This is a genomic window from Actinomycetota bacterium (genome assembly GCA_035536535.1).
GTDB lineage: Bacteria > Actinomycetota > JAICYB01 > JAICYB01 > JAICYB01 > DATLNZ01.
Genome location: DATLNZ010000114.1, coordinates 1 through 22,667 on the forward strand (window position 1 = coordinate 1; position 22,667 = coordinate 22,667).

The window sequence follows — 22,667 nt, forward strand, 5'->3', positions numbered from 1 at the left end:
AGAACGAGCGCAAGAGCGAGGTTCCTGACCGCGCTGGGTGAGACGGGCTCTTCGGGCCGCAGGGCGGGCTCGACCACCCGCACCTGGATCGCCGGCTCGCCCTGAGTCGGCTTCTGCAGCCGCTGGATTTCCTCCGTGAACACGTCCGAAACCGTGTTGACGACCAGCTGCGCCTCTGCGGCGTCCGTGGACCGGTAGGCCAGCCGGATGAGCTGCGTCTCGGGTATGGGCTCGGCCTTGATGGCGTGGGCCAGTTGGGCCGGGGAGATGTCGATGCCCTCCTTCTCCACCGCGCGCTCTGCCATCGGCCGGGTCTGGAGGATCTGCGCATAGGACCTCAGCAGCTGAACCGACAGTTGCGCGGCCTGGACCCCCTCCGCGACCTCACTGACGGCGAACTGCTGCTGTCCCACGAAAAGCTTCGCCTCTGCCTCGTACTTGGGGGTCGTCGCGGCGGTCGCGACCGCCGCCGAACCGACCACGAGCAGCAGGACCACTGCCAGCAGCCAGCGGCGCTTCGAGACCGTGGCGAGATAGTCGCGGAACGTCGGCTCCACCAGCGGAGTCTACCGGCCCGGGGGCGATCGTCCGGGCTCAGACAGCTTGTCGAACAAGCCTCGCTTGCCGGTAGCAGTCCTCCAGATCCGCCAGCCCTGCCTCCGGCGAGAACCGGGTCGACCATGCGCTCAGGGCGCCTTCGCCAAGGCGCATTGATGTCTCGTCCCGGTTCAGCTCGGCCAGCGCCTGCGTCCATTGCTCCACTTCGTCGGTGTCCACCAGGCTTCCAGTCACCCCTCCGTCGATGAACTCCGGGATGGAGCCGATGCGGCTCCCTATCACCGGCACGCCCGCGGCGTAGGCCTCGGTGATCACGCGTGGAGCTCCTTCGTACCAGCGCGAGGGAACACAAAGGGCGCGGGCGCCCGAAATCAGATCCGCCACGCGGCCGGGAGGGACCTGCCCAAGGAAGCTGACGTGGTCCGGACGCTGAAGCTCAGGCATCTGCGGCCCATCGCCCGCGACTACGAGGCGGCCGAAGGAGGGGCGCCAGGCCTTCAGGAGTGTGTCCAGTCCCTTTTCATGCGTCACGCGTCCCAGGAAAAGGAAGTAGTCGCCGGGTCCGCGACGCCGCTCTGCCGGCCAGCAGAAGTTCGACTTGACCCTCAACCTGCCCGCCTCCATCCCGGCCTGGATGAACTTGCCGGCCATAAAGGTGCTTGCGGGCAGGAACATCGAGATCCGGTCGAAGCTGCGCAGCGTCCGGTGAACCGTGAGCGATGTCGCCAATGCTGCGCTCGCCAATGCCGATCCGCGGTAGCAGCGGTAGACCACGCCTCTCCAGGGCACCTTTCCAAGGCACGCTTCGCACGGCCGCCCGGCGCGCAAGAAGGTGGCCGGCAGACAGTGCAACCGGAAGTTCTGCAGGTTCATGAGCCAGGGAGACTCGTCCGCCGTTCGAAGCACGGCCGGCGACAACTCCGGAAACAGGTTGTGGCAGTGGACGACGTCGGGATGATGGGCGTCGATCAGCGCGCGCACCCGACGGACCGCGTCGATGGACCAGACCGCGCGTGCCCCGGCGGCTGCGGCGGCGGCCGCTCCCTGCGCCCTTGCGACGGGATCCCAGACGGTCACGGAGTGACCGGCGGCGCGAAGCAGCTGCGCCTCATCGGCGACGATCCGGTTCTCCCCCGACATCGGACCGGACGAGTAGGTCGAATGCAGAACCAGGATTCTCATCGGGCTACACCGGGGTCGGTTGGTTTCGAGGCCCCCGCCGGGGTCTGTCTGCAGGCAGACCACCGTGAGCCTTCCCCTGTGCCTTCGAGCCCGGAGGTTCTTCCGCCTGAGACCACATGAGCTTGAGAAGCAGCACCGGCAGAAGCAGGGCCTGGGGAATCTCCCAGTAGTTCTCCTGGGCCCCCAGAAGCGCGATGAAGACCACCATCGCGCCTGCTCCCACGGACCACGCCAATGGCCCCGGCGAACGCGCCTGCTTGGCCAGCCGCAGCAAAGCCCACACCAGCGTCAGAACGACCAGGGCCACCGCCAGCAACCCGAACTCGGTGTACACGCTCAGCCACGAGTAGTACGGCTGCTGGCTGGACCCGTACCCGTAGTCACCCGCGCGCGCCGCTGCCAGCCACAGGTCCATCAGGAAACGGTCCTGAGGCTCGGAGATGTCCCCCCGGATGAAGGGCAGGGGCCGCGGGTTGAGTGGCCCGCCGAAGTACAGTCCGGTCCCGATCAGAGCAGCCCTGCTCGAGAACTGTCCCGGGCCGAGCCCCCACGCGATCATCGAGGGGTATTCCCGCGGCATCTGCGCAAGGGCCCGGGCAGTCACCGCCGACCGGGGGTCGCGGCCGGCCAGTTTCTCCTCGACGAGCAGTCTGATCGCCGCGGCATTTCTAGGCTGCGTCACCACGAACACCGAACCGATCGCAGCCAGCAGCACGAGGGCCGGAACGCTCTTGCGGAACCACCCGGTCGTCACCCTCGGAACCAGCAGCGCAGCGGCCAACATCGCTGTCATCGCAAAAAGAAGGACGTGGACGACAGATGCCAGCAGGAGCGCGACCGCCACGAGCGCGGCCATTCCCCATCCTTTCCGGAACAGCGTCGCGGAGGCGATGAGGAAGATGAACATCGACGCCATCGCGGCCGCAAAGATGGGGTTGGAGAAGGCCCGGTCGGGCTCCAGGGCCAGATCTATCGTCCCTTCAACATGGTCTCCCGCCGCCAGGTCGAAGCTGCGCGTGCGCGCGAACCCGTAGGCCGCCTGCACGAGCCCAACCGTCGCCTCGACCACGGCCACCACGACCACTGTTCGGAAGACACGTCTCAGCAGGACATTGCTGCGCAGGGAGACACCTCGGACCGAGGTGAGCCAGATGAAGCTGCCGTAAGTCAGGGGGGCCATAAAAGCCGCGGGCATGTTCATCTCGCCGTTGGCAAGGCCGTGGATGCTGATGACGCAGGCCCAGCCCGCGCCCCAGAGCGCCACGCTGCGCATCGGCCGGGAGTCGCCGCTTCTGATGGCGTACCAGCCGAGACTGATCAGGGGGGCGAAGTAGGCCAGAAGCTTCAGCGGCGACCAGACGATGACCGCGGCCAGGACGAAGGCTTCCAGGAACGCCCGCTGTGACCTGGTCAGAGCCTCCGCCGATGTCTCGCCGATCATGACCGGCTGCCCTCGAGGTACAGCTCTCGGTACGCCCCCGCGTTGGCGTCCCAGCCGAAACGCCGTTCCACCGCCGAGCGCGCTGCTTCGGAGAAGCGCTGCCTCATCGAGGGGTCCCAGTCGCCGACGTCCCTGATCACCTGCTCCCAGCGAGCCAGGTCGTGCGGCGGCAGCAGCCATCCCGTCTCGTCATGCCGGATGATTTCCGGCATCGAGCTCGACGGCTGCGCGACCACCGGCAGACCCATCGCCTGTGCCTCCAGGACCGACAGCGGCAATCCCTCGGTCTCGGAGGGAAAGACCATCAGTGCGGCAGCGGCCAGGACGTCCCGCACCACCCCCCGCGGTTGCAGACCCAGCCACCTGACGTTGGAAGCTCCGGCGAGGCGCCGGACCACGTCTGCGCCTTCCGAGCCGGGGCCGGCTCCCCCCAGCATCACGAATTGCCAGTCGGGCATCTGGTCGGCGAGCCGCAGAAAGACGTCCGGTCGCTTGCGCCTCTCCAGGGTCCCCACCCAGACGGCGAACGGCCGGTGAAGCTCCAGCCGGCTGACGGTCTCGGGTCGCACGGCAAGCTGGCAGAAGAAGGAGGTGTCCACGGCGTTGGGGATCACGGCGTCCACGGTGCGACCGTAGTGCTTCTTGATGCTCGCGGCCACGGCCTCGCTCACCGCACAGACGATGTGCGCCGACCGCACCGCTAGGTCTTCGGCCCTTACGTGCGGGTGCCAGGAAAACCTTTCGACCGAAGAGGTGTAGATGTGTCGGACTCGGCGACTGCGGAGCCTTACAGCGGCTACGGCGCCGATGCTCCTCCAGGTTGACGAGGCATGATGCACCACGTCGAAGCGCCGACTGGCTACATCTCCGATCGATGCAATGCTCATGTTTTCGCGTTCCCACAGGCCGCTTCCCAGCTCTGCATCCTCGGCCGTTTCAGGACCGGAGAACGAGAAGAACGATACGTCGGGGACGCGAACAGCGATCTCTCTGAGCTCCGTCGAGATGGCGTTGCGCCAACGGTCCAGATGGATGGGCATCAGAACGTCGACCATGCTCAGCGGTCCGACGCGGGGAGCCAGCGGCGCAACGACCTCTTGAGGAGACCATCGGACCACCACCACTTCCACACAGGAATGGCGATCGCTCTCGGCATCACCAGCAACAGCCGCCAGATGGCGATCTGCCTCCGGTCCCTAACCCTCTCCAGCTCACCAGCCGCGACCTGCTTTCCCGTCAGGAGGGCCTCGGCAAAGTCGAGCGACGCGCACTCGAGCCTCCACAGGGCCGGAAGGTCCACGGACACATGGTGGCGATCAGAGGCGAACTGGGCGCGATCGCCAAGGATCCTGCGCATCTCCTCCTTTGCCAGCCTCACCCCCTCCAGTGTCGGAGCTACTCCAGCGCCGGTCACGTTCCGCCCGTGCTGCCGGTAGCAGCCGAGCACCTTCTGCAGCGCTGCCACCGGCGCGAGGCTTGCTCCACGCTCCGCCAGCACGCGGTCCGCCAATGACCGGAACGCGACGGGCAGGGGAAAGACCTCGGTCGCTATCTCGCGCCTCATAGACAGGGCCGAGCAGGGCGGCAGGACCACCGACGAGTCTCCGTCCACCAGTCGCCGACCGGCCCATCCACCGCTCAGCCTTCGCGGGTAGGCATCGCGCAGGATCCGCTCGTCCAGTCCAACGACGCGCAGCGCATGCGTGACCATCCCAGCCTCAGGTTCCAGCCGGAGGCAGCGCGCAACCTCCTCCAGCTTCACTGGAAACCACCAATCGTCACTGTCCAGAAAGCAGAGCAGGTCTCCCTCGGCTGCCATCGCCGCCGCATTGAGCGCCCCGGCTTGGCCGGCGTTTGCCTGAAGGATCAGTCGTATGCGGCTGTCCGCGCCGGCCAGACGCCTCAGGATGCCCGGACTGGAGTCCGCGGATCCGTCGTCGCAGATGATCAGCTCCCAATTCGGGTAGGTCTGCTCGAGGACGCTCTGCACGGCGCGGTCGACGAAAGCGTCGTAGTTGTAATTGGTCATCACCACCGAAATCAGCGGGTCGCCCTGCAGCGGGTCGAGCCTCAGCGGTACGACTTGGGGCTTCATCTACCTAGCCGGCTCACAAGGGCTCCGGAGGGCCGGCCGGCAAGCCATTGCGCGAGGGCAGCAGACCCCTCCTCGCCAGGACAGCGATTGTCGCGACCGCGACCGCAGACTCCACCGCCACCACGGTGACGGCCATCCCACGATGGGCGAACAGAACCGACAACAGGACCCCTGCCGCAAGGTTGGATGCGGCGGCAGTCAGAATGATCCACATGAATTCGCGGTCCATGCCCATCGCGAGCATCCAATTGATCCCCAGGGCATTGCTCAACGCGATCGCAGGGAGCGCGGCAGCCAGGATCCTCAACACCACTGCCGACGAGGCATAGTCCGGCCCCAGAACGAACCTCACAATCACCGGGGCCCCTGCGGTCAGCACAACGGCGAGGACGCAGCCCAAAGCAAGCATGAGAAGAGCCGTCCTCCAAGCTACCCGTCCTGCGGCTCTTCGATCCCGGGAAACGAGGCTGCTCAGCCGGGGGAACATCGCCTGGTTGAGAGGGTTCAGCATGCCAACGACGCCGCGGCTGATCCGGTCGCCACCCGAATAGAACGCCACCGAGCTGACCGGAGCGACCAGTCCCAGGACGAAAGCATTTCCGGTGGTGTACGCGGCAATGGCCCCGCGCGAAACGAACGTGCTCCAACCGTCGCGCAGCATCCGTAACGACCTCTCGAGCGTGGGAGGGACGACCCTGACGCGCCTGGCCGCCACCGGCAGGACCAGGAGGATCGAAGCTCCGGCTGCTGCGCCCTGGATCGCAAGCACGCGCCACTCATGGCCGGGTTGCCGCACGAACATGAAAATCCCCGCCACCGCAAGAAGCCTCGTCGCCACCTCCGCAACCGCCACCGGCCGAAGCTCCTGGAGCGCCAGGAACAGCCAGGTGAGGCTGCAGCCGTATCCAATGGCCGTAGCCGCGCCCCCCGCGAGCAGAGCGGGCTCGCTTCTGAACGCGTCGATCGCCGCATAGGCAACGACGCACAGCGCGAGCGCCACAACGCTCATGATCGCCTTCGCGCCCCACACGTCCGACACGATCTCGCTCAGGTGTCGCGGGTCGTCCTGGGCCTGCGCCGCAGCACGCGTCGCAGAGAAGGTGAACCCGAAGTCAACCAGCAGGACGAGATAGGCCGCGAAGGCCTGCGTGAAAGCCACGAGCCCCCACCCCTTGGGCCCCAGGACGCGGGACAGGTACGGCAGCGTGATGAGAGGAAACGCCACATTGACGGCGTGTATTGCGTAGAGACCGGCGACGGCGCTGGTCGGCCTACTCGGCGTCACGCCCGGTCCGAAATGGCTCCTGCGCGAGCACGTCGCTGCCCGGGGTCAAGCGAACAGATTCGACCACGTCACCATCGCCCGCCGAAGCGCTTCCCAATAGTCACCCTTCAGGGGAAGCTGCTGCGCGATCTCCTTGTAGCACCCCTGAGCCGTCGTCCCGGTGAGCTGGATCTCGTCCACGGCCAACCAGAAGGACTCGTTCACCTCGTATCCGGGCGATTCCTTGCGCAAATTCGACCAGACATTGGACGCCCTTGCGTGATGCACGAACGGTCTTCCGGACCTGACGGCCCACCCGAGGTGGTCACAGATGCGCTTGGCGATGACACCGCACCAGATGTCACCGAAGCGGTCAAAGGGCCACGACTGGCCCATGAGCAGGAAGTACATGATCGGAGTGGCGGCCCCCGAAAAGGCGAGGTTCATCCCGCACATCGGGAAGTACGAACCACGAGGTACGACCTGCTCCACTGGCTGGAAGTCAACCTCGCCCGGGGACATCGCGAGCGCCGTCATCGCGTCCAGATCCACGACGCCCTCCCACAGACCGTGATTGATGGCGGTCACGTTGTTCCGGCGCGTGGACAGGTAGGGCATCCCCCTCGTCCTCGTCCCGGCGCCTGTGGCCACCCAGGCATCCGATTCGGCCCGGGAGGACAGTGCCTGCACGTGCTCGTCCACCAGGGACGTCCCCTCTATCGGGTAGCAGTCATCGTCGAGCGTGATGACGATTTCCGGTTCGCTGAGGTTCGCCTTATAAAACCCGTAGGAACGGATGCAGTCCGTCCGGCGCGGGATGATCCACGCATCCGGGCCGAGATCGAGGTCGACGTCGCGCCATGAGTAGTGCTCCACATGGGGGGGCAGGTCGAAGGTCTTGTCGGGGTTGTCCTCGACCACGATCACCCGGTGGCCGTCGAACTGCTCCCTCCAAAGCTCCAGGAAACGCGCGATCGAGTCGCCCCGGATGGTCGGCACTACGATTGCGACCTTCAGGACACCCCGCGTTCCGTCAGCGCCGCCGAAAGCGCAGGGCGCACGTCGTCGGCCTTCTTTGTGGAGAAGTACCAATCGACGGTGCGGCGCAAACCCTCCTCGAAAAGTACCTCGGGCTCCCAATCCATGAGCTTTTTGGCCAGGTCGTTGCTGGCGACCCTGTTCATCGGTCCGGTCGGAGCGTCCGGCAGCAGCTTGGTCGGCGCCTCGTGCCCCGTCATCTTCATGGCCAGCCGGACGGCGTCGATCACCCGCACCCGCTCTGACGTCCCCAGGTTGACTGCTGTGGCGTCATCGATCTTCTCGGCGGCCAGGATCGTGCCGCTGACGATGTCGTCCACGTAGGTCCAGTTTCGGATCTGCTCGCCGTTGCCCCACACCGTAAAAGGGTCCTCCCGAACGAGGCACCTGGCGATCATGGCCATCACGGCGTGATTCTCGACTCCCCTAGGCCCGTAGACGGTGAAGTACCGGACGGAGGCGGATCGCAGCCCGCGCTCATCGTGCATGGCCTTGAGGGTGAGTTCGCCGACGACCTTCGCCAGGCCGTAGATCCCGTCCGGCTCATAAGGGGGGCCCACCATGTCCTCGGTCAGGTACAGCGTCTCCTCGGGGTTGCTCTGAAGGTGCAGCGGATAGGCGCAACCCGATGAGGCGTACACGACCTTCTCGCAACCCGCATCCAGGGATGCCCGGAAAACGTTCTGGTCGATCAGGAAGTTGACCGTCATCGCCTCCTGATGGAGGTCTATGTAGCCGCGCCCCCCGTGGTCGGCGGCGAGGTGGAAGACGACGGATCTGTCTGCCGTCACCTCCCGCGCCACGACCGGGTCCCTCAGGTCGCCTCGAACGAACTCGACTCCCGCGTCGATTGCCGCCGAGAGGTTGTCGAGCTTGCCGCTGGACAGGTCGTCGACCACGCGCACGGACGCGCCGCGGGCGACCAGTTGGTCCGTGAGGTGCGAGCCGATGAAAGAAGCGCCGCCGGTCACAAGAGCCGGCCGGCCACGCCAGAATGCGGTTTCAACCATGATGTACGGCCTCCGATCGCCGTTCCCTCAGAGCTTGCGCGAGGACCCCAAAGATGAACCTGGGGATTCCAATCAGGTACCTGCGCCACAGTCTACGTGGCTCTGTAGCCAGCCGGAACAGCCACTCCAGACCGTGCTCCGCCATCCACGCGGGCGCCTGTGGCTTTGAGCCCGTCAGGAAATCGAAGGCGGCTCCCACGGTCACGATCACCCGGGCCGGCCGGAACCGCACGGCCAGATCGGCCCACTGTTGCTGCTTTGGTGTCCCCAGTCCGACCCAGAGGATGTCCGAGGCGGCGGACAACCGCAGGAGATCCTCCTGAACGGCTTCCGGGGTCACCTGACGGTGCGGCGGCGCGTAAGAACCCCCCCTCTGCTCGGGCGGAACCATTGAGGCAAGAGCCTCCACAACCTCGGCAGTCGCGCCGACGAAGGCATGCTTGGCTCCAGCCCCGGCAGCGCCTGCCAACACTTTCCTCATCATGTCCGGCCCATAGACCCGGTCCCTTATCGACGAGACCCCCAGCGCCCTGAGGGCCCACACCACGCCGGCTCCGTCCGGCAGATTCGCGTCCGACCTGTTCAGCGCGTCCGCAAATCCGGAATCGGTGGTGCTCCTCACGATCGGGTCCGCTGCGAGGTGGTGGACGACGTGGGTCGCCGGACAGTTCAGGAACCGGTCCAGCCGCTGGAGAGCCTCTTGGGTTGTCAGCGGGTCCACCGGGACCCCCAGCACGAGCCGGGGCTTGCGATCCTGTGCGCACGAGCAGCCGGTCAATAGGCTCCCCGCCTCCGGATGACGGCCGGGATGGTGCGCAGGAGGATGTACAGGTCCAGGAACACGTTCCAGTTCTGGACGTAGGTGAGGTCCAGCCGCACCAGCTCCTCAAACCCCAGCGAGCTTCTGCCGCTCACCTGCCACAGCCCGGAGATCCCGGGACGAACGTTCAACCTCCTCAGGAGCACGCCCTCAGGCCCATCGACGCCGTAGTCCTCCAGAGGAAGCGGTCGCGGACCGACCATGCTCATGTCCCCCCTGAGGACGTTCCACAGCTGCGGAATCTCGTCGAATGAAGTTCTCCGCAGCAGGCGGCCCACCCGCGTGACGCGGGGGTCCCGGCGGATCTTGAACAGTGGCCCCTGCGCCTCGTTGCGGACGACAAGCTGCCCCCTGGACTCCTCAGCCCGATCGACCATGGTCCGGAACTTCAGCATCTGAAAGGGCTTGGCCCCGTACCCCAGCCGGACCTGCCTGAACAGGACCGGCCCTGGGGAGTCCAGCCGGATCGCCAGCGAGATCAGAGGCCACAGCGGAGCCGTCACCACCAGTCCGAGCACCGACAGGCCAACATCCATCAGTCGCTTGAAGGCTCTCTGGTACACGCGCAATGAAGGGAACTCAAGCGCCAGGGCGGGCTCCCGGCCCACCCCCACCAACTGCACCGTGTGCAGCAGCATGTAGTCGAGTCCCGGGATTATCACCACGCGCACCGGAAGATCGTCGGCCACCTCGACAGACCTGCGAATCTCCTCCCGGTCCAGATCCTCCGAGACGATCAGGACTTCGCCCGCCTCCGTCTCCTTAACCAGCCGCCTGAGCTCCGGGAGGTCGCCGGAGCGAAGTCCGCTCCAGGTGAAGCCGCAGGTTGCTATCGGCAGCAAGCCCGAGGCCGCGTCCCCCTGCAGGGTGTCCACGAGTCGCTTCGCCTCGGTGCGACCCACGACCACCGTCCGCGTCAGCGCCCTGCCGGCCAGTCGCGCGTGCACGAGACCCCACCTGAGGATCCTTCGGCCGATCCCCACGGCAAGAATCCCCAGGAGCGTGCCCGAAACCACCCACAACCTCGAGGGGGGTCGCTTCAGGAGGAATCCGACCATCACCAGGGCCACCGCGGCTGCCAGGCCCCCCGTGACGACGCGCCTGGCCTCCTCCACGGCATTCTGGCAGCGGCGGGGGCTGTAGAGGCGAAGCACCGCCAGCGTCAGAAGCCAGACCGGGACCGCCAGCGCCAGGGGCACGGTGAGAAACTCCGGTTCCAGCTCCGGGCGGAACCCCTCGCTGAGGATCGGGCTCCCGAACCGGACCACGGCCGCCACAGACAAGGCCGCCGTGACCGCGACCAGGTCCGTCGCCACGGCAGCAACTCTCCACCAGGTCTGCCACCGAGGCTTCATCCGTGCCCTCTTTGCTCCCGCCGGGACGCCCCAAGCGGCACCCAATGCGATCAGGCTACCCGCCCGAAAGCCGAGCCACGGGTCCGGCCGGGAGCGGAACACGCGTTCGCACAAATCCCCCGACAGGTAAACGTCCTGCGGGCGTTTCCATCACTGAAAGCAAATGGGGCATCAGATCAGCGAAAGGGGTTGAGAGCATTGGCTACAGAACTGAAGTCCAGGCAGGCGCTCTACGGAGTCGCTCCCTCGGGGGATGGCTTCCAGCGTCCGACCTTCTGGACCAAGCGCAAGAAGACCGCCACGAGCCTGCTGGCGACTTTGGCGATGCTGGCAGGGATCGCCATCGCGTACAAGCTCTTTGAGAGAGCCGTCCCGAACAACACCGTCCGGGATGCATCGTCGTTCAACTACGAGATCCTGAAGATGGAGACCGACGTCGGCGACACGGCTTTCGAGCCCGTCGCCTCCGACGGCAGCAACTCCATCTTCGTGGCGGGCCCTCCGGGAGGCGACCAGTTCCCCGGCGACTCGCGGACGGTCGAGGTGAAGATCAACAACACCAACATCACCCCGGCCAAGGACGCCTCGTTCTACACCTACGTGAGCATGGTTGCTGTGCGTGACGAGAACGGGACATTCCTGCCTTCGACGGACCCACGGTTCAGCCGCTTTATGAGCTTCTTCACCCTTACGGTCGAGAAGCAGCAGGCGATCGGCTCGGCAGTGGGCGACATCACCTACACCCCCTTCTACACCGAGGCCTGCTCCGGCGGCTTCCGCGACATCACCAAGAACAGCCCCTGCGACCTCGGTATCATCCGGGCCGCCGGCTCCACCGACGTTCTGGACGCGCCGACCGACACCAGGCTGTACAACTTCACGGCCACTGAGGCCGACGACGGCACCGACCAGTCGGCGTTCAAGGGCTGGGCCGTGCACTTCGAGCTGACCTTCGCCGCCAGGCTCCCGGCAGTCGAGGAGAGCGTCATCGTCGGAGAGCGCAGCTAGAACGAAGACAAACTGAGTCCTGAGAAAGGGGCCCCCACGGGGCCCCTTTCTTCTTTGGACGAACCGCCTGGGGCCGCTCAGGGCTTGGCGTCATCGCCCAGCACCACCACCACAGGCGCCTGCGACTTGATGGCGGGGGGAAGGGGCTCGGCCGGGTACCCCAGCTCAGCCGCGACCTGCCTGCCCTCGCGCTCTCTACCCTCGTTGAAGTGCACGACGCTGCGCTCGCGGTCCTGGGGGTCGAGGTCCTCCACCTTTCCGATCGAGTAACCCTTGGCCTTCAGGACGTCCGCGGTCCGCCGTGCGGCGCGCTCCACTTCGCCCCCGTTTAGGACGTCCACGGTCACGGCTTTCGGATCGGCTCGCTCAGGTGGGGCGGGGGCGGAAGGCGCGGCGACGGGGGCGGCCGCGTCGTCGTCCGGGGGAAACACGTTTGTCCCGAAGCCGCCGATGATGGCCGCGGCATCCGCGAGCGAAGCGCGGTCCAGCAGCATCCGGATCCCCTCGGGTGCGGGTCTTGCCGTTCCCCTCACCTTCCTTGCCTCCCAGCGCTGGGACCCTTCCTCCAGCGCCTCGCGCAGGTCGTCTCTCAGGCTGCCGGGGGCGTCGATGCGGTCCAGCGAAGCCACTACGGGCTCGAACGCCAATCCCTGGCCGGTGGCGGTGAAGGGGACGTCCACCGCGAACAAGCGCTCCAACGTCGCGCGCATAAGCGGGCGGCCCCCGATCCGGAATGCGTTGTGTGCCCGCAGGAACCCCGAGCCCGGCACCTCGACCTCGGCGTCCACCGGGACCTCCACGATCGCCTGCCGCATGGGGTCTGCGACCGCAAGGTAGGTGACCGGCTGCTCGGCTTCCTGATCGACGCCGATGACCGCGACCCGGTCCGGCCACTCCGGGGCTTCGGACGAAGACAGCAGCCGCACCCCGGCCACCGCGACGAAGGCGACAGTGGAGATGGTCAGCACGAAAACCGCGAACCGCCGCCAGGGGCCCATCGGAAGCGGAGACTAAACCAGCGGCCGCCGGCGCTGCCCATGATGGAACCGGCAGCGCAGCGGATATCCTCTGCGGCGACGCCGCCACCCCTGATTCACCGACAGGCCCCCACACCCATGACGCAACCCTCGGATCACCCCGCGACGGAGCCGATGAAGGTCCGGTTGGTTCGGTCGCTCTCCCGAATGGCTCCGCCGTGGGCTCGTTCGGCGTGGGCGGTGGTCCGGTCCTTGTTCCGCCGCCTGATCCGCCTGGCGCCCCCGATGTGGCGGGCGTGGCTCGCCTTCCACCTGAAGAAGTCATCCCGATCCGCCTGGGGCGGGCCGTTCAACGGGCAGAGCTTCCGCCGCCGCATTTTCCTCGACCTGCTTCGGACATTGAGCCCCCAGGCCATCGTCGAGACGGGCACGCACCGGGGGACCACCACGGCCTTCCTGGCCGAGCAGTCCGGACTCCCGGTCCACACCGTGGAGGCCGACGCCGGCTTCTTCCACTACTCCCGGCTCCGGCTGCGCGAGCACCCAAACGTCAACCTGGCGCTGGGCGACTCCAGGGGGTTCCTCAGGTCACTGAGCGCGGACTCGGATTTCCCCAAGGGGGATGTCTTTTTCTATCTCGACGCCCACTGGTCCGGGGACCTGCCCCTGTCAGAGGAAGTGGAGGTCATCGCCGGGTGCTGGAAGCGGGCGGTGGTCATGATCGACGATTTCGAAGTCCCGGGTGACTCCGGATACGGCTTCGACGACTACGGTCATGGCAAGCGTCTGGCCCTCGAGTACCTCGGCCCCCCGAGCCGCTTCGGAATGACGGCTTTCTTTCCCACGGCGACCTCCGCCCAGGAGGATGGCTGGAAGCGCGGATGCGTGGTCCTTGTCACCGATGACCTCGTTGAACAGGTGCGCGGGATCACCTCGCTCCGCGCCCTGGATTCGGGAGCAGCCCCGGACTCCTGACCCTGATCCCCGGCGGGGCCTGGACGCTCCTGTTGCCCGGGTTGGACAACCCCCGTAGTGTGGATGGTTGATGCGTTCTCGTCTCGGCCTGCCTCTGATCGTTGCCGCCCTAGCCGCGGCCGCTTTGGCGTCCCCGCAGCTTGCGCCACCGGTCTCCGCCAGCCACTGCGGCCCGGTCCAGCAGGCGAAGGATCCTGCGGGCTGCGCCCACCAGACCACGCGCCCGTCCACCCCCCGGCCGGCCACCCCAGCGCCGAGTCAGCCCGCCGTCACGCCCCGGACCACCCCGCTGATCATCGGACGCTCCACTCCCGCCCCCGCGCGGCGCACCACACCCAGGCCCACCCGCCGCCCCACGAGCGGCAGCACCGCCACCGACGCTCCCGTGGACGACACCACGGTCGAGCCGCTGCCGGAGGAGACCCCGGCCGTCGACCTGTCGGCCACCCCCGAGATCGTCTTCGAGGCCGAGCAGACACCGTCGCCGACCCCCGAGTCGGTCGCCCTCCAGCAGTCAAAGAGCGGCGACGGCGGCTCAGTCGGGGTGGCCTTTATCCTCGGCCTGGTGATCGGCGGTCTGATCGGACGCGCCTCCTGGGGCATCCGGCGCCGCAAAAAGCAGCAGATCTTCGGCTAGCCCAACCCTCGCAGGGCCCCCGCTCACGCGGAGGCCCTGCCGTAAAGCTGGGTCAGTCCAGGGGAACGGGCCGGCCCGGGACGACGACCGCAGGCAGTGCCACCGGACGCCCCGAGGCGGGGATGTCCTGCGGTGGCGGCGGCGTCGGCTTGGTCTTGGCCAGATGGGACCGGCGCTCGCGCTCGGTCATCCCTCCCCAGATACCGAACCGCTCGCCGGCGCGCAGCGCCTCGTCGAGGCACTCGGCCCGGACGGGGCAGACGGCGCAGAAGGCCTTGGCCTTGCCCTCCCGCGACTTACGTTCGACGCGCGACTCCTGGTCGTCGTCGGGCGGGAAGAACAGGTCCTTTTTGCCGCGGCAGGCGGCGGCGATGACCCAGTCATCCGGGTCGACGAGGCGGCGCAGGCTGTTGGGATCCATAGCTAGTAATCAACGCCGCAGGGGGCCAGGAGGTTCCTTTCCCGCGGGACCGCCCGCCGTCAGGGCAGTTTGTCGCCCACCCAGCGCAGGCCACTCGACCACCAGGAGCCCATCCGGGCCATCCGTGACGGTCCGCCCTTGGGCAGCGGTTTCGTGAGCTCGGACGGGTCCAGTTGCGGCTCCTCGGCGACCACCACCCACACCGACTTGTCGCCCTCCCAGGTCCAGGTCCCCGGGCCGGGACCCGCCCACCCGCGCGCCTTGCCCAGCCGGACCGGCTTGTAGTCGTCGGGACGGCGCAGAGTCCCGGTGCGGCGGAAGACCGAGAGCGTGTGCAGCCCGTCGGAGTAGACCCAGTGGTCGGTCGGACGCCCCTTGGCGCTCATGCGGTAGCTCCGGACGAGGTCGTATCCGTAGGCCAGGGTCTTCGGCGCCTTGCTGGACCGAACGGGGGTGACCTTGTCCGGACTGGCCTTCCCGTGCTTCAGCGGCTCCGGGCTGGGGGGAGGTCCGTACTGCACGTCCAAAACCGTCGTCATACCGATCGTGCGGCCCCGGGGATCGAACAGCTCACGGCGGTGGACCATGCCCGTGTCTGGCTGAAGCCACAGCCGCTCTACCAGCCGTTTGTCCGTGCGTCTGACGAGCTCCAGGGGGACGACCCTGGCGTCCACCAGCCGCGCGGGCTCTCCGACCCTCACCTCGTACTTGCGCATCATCGGCGCGGACTCGATCTCGACCGAGGGAGGGGCCAGGTCCTCGAAGCTCGTCCCGCGACCGGAGACCAGGCCGTGGTCCGGCCCTCTCCACACCCGGGTCACGTGAGGGCCCGTCTCGGCCCGGACAAAGCGCCCCGCGTCCGACGAGTGGACCTCGACGATGGCGTTGGACTGCGGACGCCCCATGTACACAACGAGCTGTCGCGCCTTGTACTGCGACCGGCCGGCCTTCACCAGCTTCTCCACGTACTCCTCGGGCGCGGGGCCCGATTGCGCGGACACGGGAACGGCGGCGACGAGCATCCCGGCGACCGCGGCGGCGGTACCCACCAGCAGGCGGTCCCGTGTTACGGCGCCCGTGCGGGGCGGCTCAGCGGCCGGTGACGGCAAACAGCACCTCCCCGCCGACCACCCCTGAGTTGACGCTCACGTGCCTGGTCATGAGGACGTCCACCGGGGGCCTTTCCTGCTCGGCCGGGGCGGCGAGACCTCCGAGAGTGACCGCCGCGAACACCGCTGCGGCCGCCGCTGCTGCGTAACGCCGCCGGCCCCTGGACAGGTCGATCACCTTCGCCCGCTGGGGGGCCAGGACGGCGCAGACGAGGTCCTCCGGCGCTGCGATCAGCGGCAGGCCAGATACGAGACTCTGGACCGTTGAGATCTCCGACATCCGCTGCCGGCAGTCGTCGCAGTGGACCAGGTGGGCGTGGGCATGGCGCCGCTCGTCCGGACCGCACTCACCGTCCACCAGCGCCGACAGGACTTCGGGGTCCACGTGCCCGTGAGCGTTCATCCGGCCTCCACGTAGGGCTTGAGCAGCTGCCTCAACAGCTCCCTGCCTCGATGAATGCGGGACCGCACGGTCCCCGCAGGGATGCCGAGCACCTCCGCGATCTCGTCGTAGGAGTGTCCCTGCAGGTCACGCAGCACGACCGCCTCCCGGTACTCCGGCGGAATACGAACCAGCGCCGCCTGGACGACGTCCCGCAGCTCCGCAGCCTGGACCAGCTGCTCCACGTCCTGATCGGAACGCATGCGTGCCGGCAAATCCGGCGGAAGGGCGTCCTCCCTCAGGCGCTTGCGCTTGCGGAGCCTGTCGCGAAATGCGTTCAGAGTCGTTCGGTATAGCCATCCTTCGAAGTTCCCTTCCCGGTACCGTCGCAGACCCTGGCGCAGCCGCACCAGGACGTCCTGGGCCAGATCCCTGGCCTCCTCGTCGTTACCAGTGAGCCTGTACGCCATCGTGTAGACGACATCCGAGTACCGCGCCACGACATCCGCCCACTCCGGAGTGTTGCTCCGCGGACCCCCGCGCTCACCGCCAAGCAGGCTGAGCATCGGGAAGACCAGCAGGCTTCGAAGGGGTAACGACAGGCCGGGAGGCATGGTTCCAGCGAGATTGTATGCCGGTCGCGGGTGATATCTTTGTCCCGACACTCCTCCGAACCCCCCCTGCCTTGTTCAAGACGCACCTCAAACCAAGCCGTCGCGGGTGGATCGTCGTCGGCGTCGTGGCGCTTGTGTCCTCCGTGCTCACGGCGGACGTCGCCGCGTCCGTGGGCAGGATCCGGCCCGGCGTAAAGGTCGGCTCCCTGGACCTCGGTGGCCGACGGCTCAACGATGCCTCCGAGCTGCTCACGAACCGGGCCAAGCGCCTGACCTCGGAGCCGGCGCACCTGACCGCAAACGGCCGTGGGCTGTCGCTCAAGCCCGAGCAGGTCGACTTCTACCCGGACGTGGACCGCACCCTGCGGCGAGCAAAGGCCGTGGGCCGCTCGGGAAACGTGTTCGCCCGGATTTGGCAGCGCAGCAGGTCCCGGTTCACGACCACCGACGTGGGCTGGCACAGCGACATCGACAGCCGGTCGGTCAAAAACGTCGTCTCGCAGCTCAGCCGCCGCTTCGATGCCCCCGGACGAGAGGCCGGCATCAAGGCCGAAGGCGCCAGGATCGTGCCGGTGCGACCGGAGCCGGGCCGCGTGCTGGACCGGCGGGGCGCGGCGCGCGGGGTGGTCCGGGCGCTGGAGTCTTGGCCACGGCGCGACGTCACCGTTCCCTTTCAGAAGGAGGGCCGCAAGACCGGGACCGAAGACGCCGACGAGGCGGCTCGTCGAGCCAACCACCTCATCCGGGCCCCCATCACGCTCACGAGCCCGAAGGGCGACCGGGTGGAGCTGCCGCCCGAGGAGCTCGCGCCGCTGCTCGAGGCGGTCCCGAAAAAACAGGGTGACGGCTGGGACCTGGACGTCAGGTTTTCTACGAGCCTGGTGGCGTCGCGTCTGGGCGAGCGCATGAAGCAGTTCGAGACGGAGCCCGCCAACGCGTCCTTCGCCGTTCAGGGCAGCTCCGTCAGCGTGCGTCCGAGCCGGGACGGGCTGAAGTTCGACCCGGCCAAGACCGCCGAAGCGCTCGACGAGGCCGCAGGCCACGACGAGCCACGTGAGGCGGGGACCGCCTTCACCGCCGCGGAAGCCGCTCTTACCACCGAGGAAGCCAAAAAGCTCAAGATCACCGAGCTTGTGTCCAGCTTCGACACCCAGCACCCCTGCTGCCAGCCCCGGGTCAAGAACATCCACCGCATCGCCGACGCAGTGGACGGCACGGTCGTGAAGCCCGGCGAGACCTTCTCCCTCAACAAAAAAGCCGGCAAGCGCACGACCGAGAAGGGCTACCTGCTGGCGCCCATGATCTTCGACGGCGAGTTCAAAGACGACGTCGGCGGCGGCGTCTCGCAATTCGCGACCACGCTGCACAACGCGGTGTTCTTCGGGGGGTACCAGTTCGTCTCCTACAAGGCGCACTCGTTTTACATCAACCGCTACCCGGCGGGGCGCGAATCGACCCTGTCGTGGCCGGCACCGGACTTCAAGTTCCGCAACAACTCGTCTGCCGGCGTCCTGATCAAGACGGGTTACTCGGGCGGGTCCATCTCCGTGAGCCTGTACGGCAGCAAGGAAGGCAAAAAGGTGACGGCCCAGGCGGGCGAGCGCAAGAACTTCACCGAGCCCACACTCAAGCGGATGCCCAACCCGTCGCTGCCGCCCGGCCGCGAGGTTATGAAGGAAAAGGGCTCCCAGGGGTTTGACATCGAGGTCTTCCGGATCATCACAAAGGGGGGCGAGACCACCCGGCAGCGCTTCTTCACCCGGTACAAGCCTGCCCCCCGGATCATCGAGTTCGGACCCGGAGCCCCGGCGGGCAGCCCCACTCCCGGAGCAGGGCCGACGCCGGGCGGACCGGTTCCTCCGCCGACACCGGCACAGACTCCCAACCCGCCCGCGACTCCCGCGCCGCCCCGTACGCCGGGGCCTTGAGCCTGCCCCAGAGGCTTTCCGGCCCCGCCGGGAGTTGCTAGGCTACGAGCCCTGCCCGCGTCTTCTTTCCGTACCTGGAGGGGAACCCACATGTCCGGCGACAACATGTCCATGCGCGAAGCGTCCAGGGTCCTGGGCGTCAGCCAGATCCGTGTTCGCGAACTCGTACGCAAGGGCACCCTGCGGGCCGAGAAGATCGTCGAGAACGGCACGGAGCGCTGGGCGATCTTCCACGACGCGGTCCAGGAGTTCCTCGCCCGACGAACTGCCGGCCAGGGCGGGTCCAACGGCAGCGGCGGCGCAGCGACGAAGAAGTCCGGGCCCCCGATCTCGGCCGCGGCCGCCACGGACGTCGCAACGCTGGTGTCCGGGCTCCAGAGGCAGCTGGACCGGGTCCGCAAGCTGACCGACGAGCTGGCCAAGGCGACGCAGTACGTCGACCGGCTCAAGGCGGCTCAGAAGGCGCTGGAGGGCGAGATCGCCTCGGCAAAGGGCGCAAAGCCGGGCGCGGGCGCCAACGACCAAACCTCCAAGGCCCCCAAGGGCAAGCCGCAGGCAGCCGGGAAGCCTCAGGGCAAGGCTCAGCAGACCCCCGAGGCCGGGGACAAGCCACAGGCGGCAGCTGACGTGAAGGCCGATGACAAAGCTCAGGCGGCCACTGACGGGAAGGCGGAGGACAAGCAACAGACGGCTGCCGACGTGAAGGCCGATGACAAGGCTCAGGACGCCCCCGACGAAGCCAAGGCGCAGGCGCAGGCCAAGATGGATGTCGATCCCGCGGGCGAGGCGCCGGAGAAGGACTCCCCGGCCTCCACCGACGATGCGCCCAAGGCGCCCAAGGCACCGAAGACGCAGGACAAGCCGCAGGGCAAGGGATCCAAGACCGGGGGCACAGGGGGCAAGGCGGGCGACGGGCCGAAGGCCAAGACGGCGATGGGCGCCGCTCTTCGTGACGCGGGAGTCAACTCACCGGCCCCCAGCAGGCCACCGAAGAAGCCCGGCAAGAAGCCGGAGTGAAGTCCGCTCTTTCGGCGCCCCCCGAGTGGGGCGTCGAACCCGTCCCCGATCGTCTCCGCGTCCTCAGCACATTCGACACGGGCGCCCTGTGGGGCAACCTCGGGATCTCGCTTCTGCTGCCGATCGTGGCGGCTTTCATGGTGCCGGCGATGTCGTTCCGGCAGGCTCTCGCGGCCATCGCAGTCGGAGTCGTCGTCGGCAACCTGATGCTGGGCTACGCCGGAAAGATCGGGGCGGAGACCGGAGCTCCGGCGATGGTCCTGTACCGCCCGGCCCTGGGGCTCAGGGGCTCCTACGTCCCGACGCTCCTCAACATTCTCCAGAACGTCGGCTGGGGCTCTTTCGAGCTGTTGATCATCGGGACCGCAGCCGCCGCGATCTCCAGCGAGGTCTTCGGTGTGGGACTTCGTCCGGTGTGGACGGTGCTGTTCGGGGCGCTCGTCACTCTGATGGCGGTGTGGGGGCCGCTGGGCGTCGTCCGGGCCTGGATCAGGCGCTACGCCGTCTGGCTCGTGCTGGTCGCGACGGTCTATCTCACGTTTGAGGTCCTCAGGCGCGGCGGCCTCGGCTCGGCGCTAAGCGCCCCCGCCACCGGAGGGCTTCCTTTTTGGAGAGGAGTCGACCTCGTCATCGCGATGCCGATCTCGTGGGTGCCCCTGGTCCAGGACTACACCCGCTTCTCGCGCACTCCACGCGCCGGTTTCGCCGGGACGGCCCTGGGTTACGGGATAGCGCACGCGTGGCTGTACGTGCTGGGCGCTCTCCTCGTGCTGTCGGGGCTTGCCACCAACCCGACCGACCCGAACGCCTTTGTCGCCGCCATCCTCGCCATACCCGTGTTCGGGATCCTGGCGCTCGGAATCCTCGCCGTGGACGAAAGCGACGAGGCCTTCGCCAACGTGTATTCGGCCTCCGTGTCGATCCAGAACGTGTTTCCGCGGGTGTCCCAGCAAAAGCTGTCCATCGGCATCGGCGCGGTGTGCACGGTCATCGCGATGGCGGTGGACCTCGTGCAGTACGAAAGCTTTTTGTTCCTGATCGGCGCTGTGTTCGTCCCGCTGTTCGGGATACTCGCGGCGGACTACGCCGTCGTGGCGCGCCGCTACCGTCCCGACGACCTGTGGGGGCCGGGGCCGCCCGTGCGCGCGTGGGCCATCGTCGCCTGGGTCGCCGGCTTTCTCGCCTACAACTGGATCAACCCGGGGTTGATCTCCTGGTGGAAGGGCGCAATGGAGTCCCTGTTCGACGCACTGCGCTTTCCCGAGGCGCCGTCGTGGCTGGCCGCTTCGCTGGTGTCGTTCGCCGTCGCGTTCGGGCTCCAGTCGCTCAAGGCCCTGAGGCGGGACCGCTCGCCGGCTCCGGCCGCTGCCTCGGCCTGAGGGCCAGCTCCGGCGTCCGGCCCTCCAGCCTTTCGTGCAGGGCCACCAGCAAGCGGGAGGTGGCGCCCCAGACGACCTCCCCCTCCACGTCGAAGAAGTACATCGGGTACACCGCACCGTGGCGCTCCCAGTGCTCGACGCGCCGCCCTGAGCCCTCACCGAACGCTTCCAGCGGCGGGGTGAGGATCCGCTCGACCTCCCGGGCGTCGGCCGACAGGTCGCAGGGCCACGGGATCCACCCCACGAACGGAAGGATCAGGTAACCGGACGACGACGTAGGCAGAGCGTCCAGGGGGCCGAGGACATCCACCACCGCCGGGTCCAGCCCGATCTCCTCACGCGCCTCCCTCAAGGCGGTGTCCAGAGGGGTGGGGTCGTCCGGGTCGCTGATGCCACCGGGAAAGGAGATCTCGCCCTGGTGGCGGCTCAGCGTGGACGCGCGCTTGGTTAGCACCACGCGCAGGACCCCGTCGTCTTCGAACAGGGCAACCAGGACGGCTGCGCGCCGGCGGGACTGCGGGTCATCGGGATGACGGACGCCGCGAAGCGACTCCCGAACCGTGTCCACGGCGGGGGACGTCCCCCGCGACTCGCCGCCCGGCGTGGCTACTGGACGGGCAGGCCGGCGCGCAACTGGCTGGACCGCCTGCGCGCAAGCGCCCGGCGCTCCTGCTCGGTCAGTCCGCCCCAGATGCCGTAGCGCTCGCCGGCCTTGTAGGAGTAGTCGAGGCAGGGTTCGCGAACCGGACAGCGTCCGCAGGCCTCCTTGGCCACCGCCTCCCGGTCGTCCTTGTCCTGCTTGGTCTCGAACTGGTCGGGAGAAAAGAAGATCTCCGGGTCCATGCCCTTGCAGACGGCGTCGGCGCGCCAGTCGTTTTCGGGTTCGGACATGAACAACTGGGAGAGCGGCGTACCCTGCGTCATCATCACGGTGGCTCCTTCGAAAACTAGGCGGCTGCCCTGACCGAGGGCGGGCCGGCAGCCTCCAGGGACACCTCTCCTACCGTGGGCCCGGGAAGGCCAAACCTTTTGCGTCCGTCCATGGTGGCATCGCTGTCAAATCTAGAGCCAACGCAGCTGAGCTTTACAGCCCTCCTGAGCGGGAGTACGCTTCCACGCGAAGGGGCCCCGGCCGTGCCCACGCCGTGTCCGAGCCCCCGGGGATCGCAGACGATGGAACCGACGCCACCTTTCTTCGAGCCTCAGGACACCGACCGGATCTCGGCGGTGCTGGGCGACCCCACGCGGCGCGCCATGTACCTGCACGTCAAGCAGCGGCACTCACCCCTGACGGTCAACGACATCGCCGAGCACTTCGGAATCCACCGCAACGCGGCCAAGTTCCACCTCGACAAGCTCCTGGCGGCCGGACTGCTCCGCGCGGAATTCCGCCGCGTGAACGGCAAGCGGGGGCCGGGGGCCGGACGCCCCTCGAAGCTGTACTCGGCCTCCGACCA

The 22,667-nt window shown here is 67.6% G+C and carries 24 protein-coding genes; 7 read left to right on the forward strand and 17 right to left on the reverse strand.

Translation table 11 applies throughout. The annotated features are described in order from the left end of the window. From VNE62_07760 to VNE62_07805, 10 genes are all read right to left on the reverse strand, one after another. The coding region (locus tag VNE62_07760) for a Wzz/FepE/Etk N-terminal domain-containing protein (protein HVE92178.1) at window positions 1-557 on the reverse strand (557 nt) is incomplete at its 3' end. Between the two features lie 37 nt (window positions 558-594). Continuing rightward, a complete protein-coding gene (locus VNE62_07765) occupies window positions 595-1,740 on the reverse strand; it encodes a glycosyltransferase family 4 protein (protein ID HVE92179.1) in 1,146 nt (381 codons plus the stop codon). 4 nt (window positions 1,741-1,744) lie between these two features. Further along, a complete protein-coding gene (locus tag VNE62_07770) occupies window positions 1,745-3,181 on the reverse strand; it encodes a hypothetical protein (GenBank protein HVE92180.1) in 1,437 nt (478 codons plus the stop codon). Next, on the reverse strand, window positions 3,178-4,236 hold the full coding sequence (locus VNE62_07775) for a glycosyltransferase family 4 protein (GenBank protein ID HVE92181.1): 1,059 nt from the start codon (window positions 4,234-4,236) through the stop codon (window positions 3,178-3,180). Before VNE62_07775 ends, VNE62_07770 begins: the two co-directional genes overlap by 4 nt. Before the next feature lie 2 nt (window positions 4,237-4,238). Next, complete coding sequence (locus VNE62_07780) at window positions 4,239-5,276, reverse strand: glycosyltransferase (protein ID HVE92182.1); 1,038 nt, start codon at window positions 5,274-5,276, stop codon at window positions 4,239-4,241. Window positions 5,277-5,289: 13 nt separating this feature from the next. Then, window positions 5,290-6,501, reverse strand: a complete 1,212-nt coding sequence (locus VNE62_07785; protein HVE92183.1) for an oligosaccharide flippase family protein — start codon at window positions 6,499-6,501, stop codon at window positions 5,290-5,292. A gap of 105 nt (window positions 6,502-6,606) precedes the next feature. After that, entirely contained in the window at window positions 6,607-7,539 is a 933-nt protein-coding gene (locus VNE62_07790) for a hypothetical protein (protein HVE92184.1), read from the reverse strand. A gap of 14 nt (window positions 7,540-7,553) precedes the next feature. Next, on the reverse strand, window positions 7,554-8,588 hold the full coding sequence (locus tag VNE62_07795) for an NAD-dependent epimerase/dehydratase family protein (protein HVE92185.1): 1,035 nt from the start codon (window positions 8,586-8,588) through the stop codon (window positions 7,554-7,556). Beyond that, on the reverse strand, window positions 8,581-9,366 hold the full coding sequence (locus tag VNE62_07800) for a WecB/TagA/CpsF family glycosyltransferase (GenBank protein HVE92186.1): 786 nt from the start codon (window positions 9,364-9,366) through the stop codon (window positions 8,581-8,583). Before VNE62_07800 ends, VNE62_07795 begins: the two co-directional genes overlap by 8 nt. After that, window positions 9,363-10,763, reverse strand: coding sequence for a sugar transferase (locus VNE62_07805; protein ID HVE92187.1), 1,401 nt, complete (start codon window positions 10,761-10,763; stop codon window positions 9,363-9,365). Before VNE62_07805 ends, VNE62_07800 begins: the two co-directional genes overlap by 4 nt. 198 nt (window positions 10,764-10,961) lie before the next feature. On the opposite strand from VNE62_07805, the gene VNE62_07810 reads away from it, so the two are divergent. Next, a complete protein-coding gene (locus VNE62_07810) occupies window positions 10,962-11,771 on the forward strand; it encodes a hypothetical protein (GenBank protein ID HVE92188.1) in 810 nt (269 codons plus the stop codon). Window positions 11,772-11,848: 77 nt separating this feature from the next. Here the strand turns inward: VNE62_07810 and VNE62_07815 are convergent, their stop codons facing one another. Continuing rightward, entirely contained in the window at window positions 11,849-12,769 is a 921-nt protein-coding gene (locus tag VNE62_07815; GenBank protein HVE92189.1) for a LytR C-terminal domain-containing protein, read from the reverse strand. Between the two features lie 153 nt (window positions 12,770-12,922). Here VNE62_07815 and VNE62_07820 point away from each other — a divergent pair, with 153 nt between their 5' ends. Both VNE62_07820 and VNE62_07825 read left to right on the forward strand, forming a co-directional pair. Then, window positions 12,923-13,723, forward strand: a complete 801-nt coding sequence (locus VNE62_07820; GenBank protein HVE92190.1) for a hypothetical protein — start codon at window positions 12,923-12,925, stop codon at window positions 13,721-13,723. Between the two features lie 70 nt (window positions 13,724-13,793). Further along, window positions 13,794-14,360 (forward strand): hypothetical protein, encoded by a 567-nt coding sequence (locus tag VNE62_07825; protein ID HVE92191.1) that lies wholly within the window; start codon window positions 13,794-13,796, stop codon window positions 14,358-14,360. Between the two features lie 52 nt (window positions 14,361-14,412). On the opposite strand, the gene VNE62_07830 is transcribed toward VNE62_07825, so the two are convergent. From VNE62_07830 to VNE62_07845, 4 genes are read right to left on the reverse strand one after another with little or no spacing between them, the layout of a single operon-like run. Then, window positions 14,413-14,781 carry a WhiB family transcriptional regulator gene (locus VNE62_07830; protein ID HVE92192.1) on the reverse strand — a complete coding sequence of 123 codons (369 nt, stop codon included), beginning with the start codon at window positions 14,779-14,781 and terminating at the stop codon, window positions 14,413-14,415. A gap of 59 nt (window positions 14,782-14,840) precedes the next feature. Further along, window positions 14,841-15,830: a hypothetical protein gene (locus tag VNE62_07835; GenBank protein ID HVE92193.1), complete on the reverse strand. Its 990-nt coding sequence runs from the start codon at window positions 15,828-15,830 to the stop codon at window positions 14,841-14,843. A 40-nt stretch (window positions 15,831-15,870) separates the two neighbouring features. Next, window positions 15,871-16,293, reverse strand: a complete 423-nt coding sequence (locus tag VNE62_07840; GenBank protein HVE92194.1) for a zf-HC2 domain-containing protein — start codon at window positions 16,291-16,293, stop codon at window positions 15,871-15,873. Further along, window positions 16,290-16,886 carry a sigma-70 family RNA polymerase sigma factor gene (locus VNE62_07845; GenBank protein ID HVE92195.1) on the reverse strand — a complete coding sequence of 199 codons (597 nt, stop codon included), beginning with the start codon at window positions 16,884-16,886 and terminating at the stop codon, window positions 16,290-16,292. The genes VNE62_07840 and VNE62_07845 overlap by 4 nt, the downstream gene beginning before the upstream one ends. A gap of 71 nt (window positions 16,887-16,957) precedes the next feature. Here VNE62_07845 and VNE62_07850 point away from each other — a divergent pair, with 71 nt between their 5' ends. From VNE62_07850 to VNE62_07860, 3 genes are all read left to right on the forward strand, one after another. Then, window positions 16,958-18,814, forward strand: coding sequence for a VanW family protein (locus tag VNE62_07850; protein HVE92196.1), 1,857 nt, complete (start codon window positions 16,958-16,960; stop codon window positions 18,812-18,814). A 90-nt stretch (window positions 18,815-18,904) separates the two neighbouring features. Then, window positions 18,905-19,831, forward strand: a complete 927-nt coding sequence (locus tag VNE62_07855; protein HVE92197.1) for a hypothetical protein — start codon at window positions 18,905-18,907, stop codon at window positions 19,829-19,831. Beyond that, complete coding sequence (locus tag VNE62_07860; GenBank protein HVE92198.1) at window positions 19,828-21,210, forward strand: cytosine permease; 1,383 nt, start codon at window positions 19,828-19,830, stop codon at window positions 21,208-21,210. The genes VNE62_07855 and VNE62_07860 overlap by 4 nt, the downstream gene beginning before the upstream one ends. On the opposite strand, the gene VNE62_07865 is transcribed toward VNE62_07860, so the two are convergent. Both VNE62_07865 and VNE62_07870 read right to left on the reverse strand, forming a co-directional pair. Continuing rightward, complete coding sequence (locus VNE62_07865; GenBank protein ID HVE92199.1) at window positions 21,158-21,778, reverse strand: CoA pyrophosphatase; 621 nt, start codon at window positions 21,776-21,778, stop codon at window positions 21,158-21,160. The two genes, VNE62_07860 and VNE62_07865, sit on opposite strands and share 53 nt — an antisense overlap. A 38-nt stretch (window positions 21,779-21,816) precedes the next feature. After that, window positions 21,817-22,137 carry a WhiB family transcriptional regulator gene (locus VNE62_07870; protein ID HVE92200.1) on the reverse strand — a complete coding sequence of 107 codons (321 nt, stop codon included), beginning with the start codon at window positions 22,135-22,137 and terminating at the stop codon, window positions 21,817-21,819. A 246-nt stretch (window positions 22,138-22,383) separates the two neighbouring features. On the opposite strand from VNE62_07870, the gene VNE62_07875 reads away from it, so the two are divergent. Further along, the coding region (locus VNE62_07875; protein HVE92201.1) for a helix-turn-helix domain-containing protein at window positions 22,384-22,667 on the forward strand (284 nt) is incomplete at its 3' end.

Bases quoted from the DNA above. Each gene is read 5' to 3' on its own strand.
- VNE62_07765 (HVE92179.1), bottom strand. From the start codon at position 1,740: ATGAGAATCCTGGTTCTGCATTCGACCTACTCGTCCGGTCCGATGTCG.
- VNE62_07770 (HVE92180.1), bottom strand. From the start codon at position 3,181: ATGATCGGCGAGACATCGGCGGAGGCTCTGACCAGGTCACAGCGGGCG.
- VNE62_07775 (HVE92181.1), bottom strand. From the start codon at position 4,236: ATGGTCGACGTTCTGATGCCCATCCATCTGGACCGTTGGCGCAACGCC.
- VNE62_07780 (HVE92182.1), bottom strand. From the start codon at position 5,276: ATGAAGCCCCAAGTCGTACCGCTGAGGCTCGACCCGCTGCAGGGCGAC.
- VNE62_07795 (HVE92185.1), bottom strand. From the start codon at position 8,588: ATGGTTGAAACCGCATTCTGGCGTGGCCGGCCGGCTCTTGTGACCGGC.
- VNE62_07805 (HVE92187.1), bottom strand. From the start codon at position 10,763: ATGAAGCCTCGGTGGCAGACCTGGTGGAGAGTTGCTGCCGTGGCGACG.
- VNE62_07815 (HVE92189.1), bottom strand. From the start codon at position 12,769: ATGGGCCCCTGGCGGCGGTTCGCGGTTTTCGTGCTGACCATCTCCACT.
- VNE62_07820 (HVE92190.1), top strand. From the start codon at position 12,923: ATGAAGGTCCGGTTGGTTCGGTCGCTCTCCCGAATGGCTCCGCCGTGG.
- VNE62_07825 (HVE92191.1), top strand. From the start codon at position 13,794: ATGCGTTCTCGTCTCGGCCTGCCTCTGATCGTTGCCGCCCTAGCCGCG.
- VNE62_07830 (HVE92192.1), bottom strand. From the start codon at position 14,781: ATGGATCCCAACAGCCTGCGCCGCCTCGTCGACCCGGATGACTGGGTC.
- VNE62_07840 (HVE92194.1), bottom strand. From the start codon at position 16,293: ATGAACGCTCACGGGCACGTGGACCCCGAAGTCCTGTCGGCGCTGGTG.
- VNE62_07845 (HVE92195.1), bottom strand. From the start codon at position 16,886: ATGCCTCCCGGCCTGTCGTTACCCCTTCGAAGCCTGCTGGTCTTCCCG.
- VNE62_07855 (HVE92197.1), top strand. From the start codon at position 18,905: ATGTCCGGCGACAACATGTCCATGCGCGAAGCGTCCAGGGTCCTGGGC.
- VNE62_07870 (HVE92200.1), bottom strand. From the start codon at position 22,137: ATGATGACGCAGGGTACGCCGCTCTCCCAGTTGTTCATGTCCGAACCC.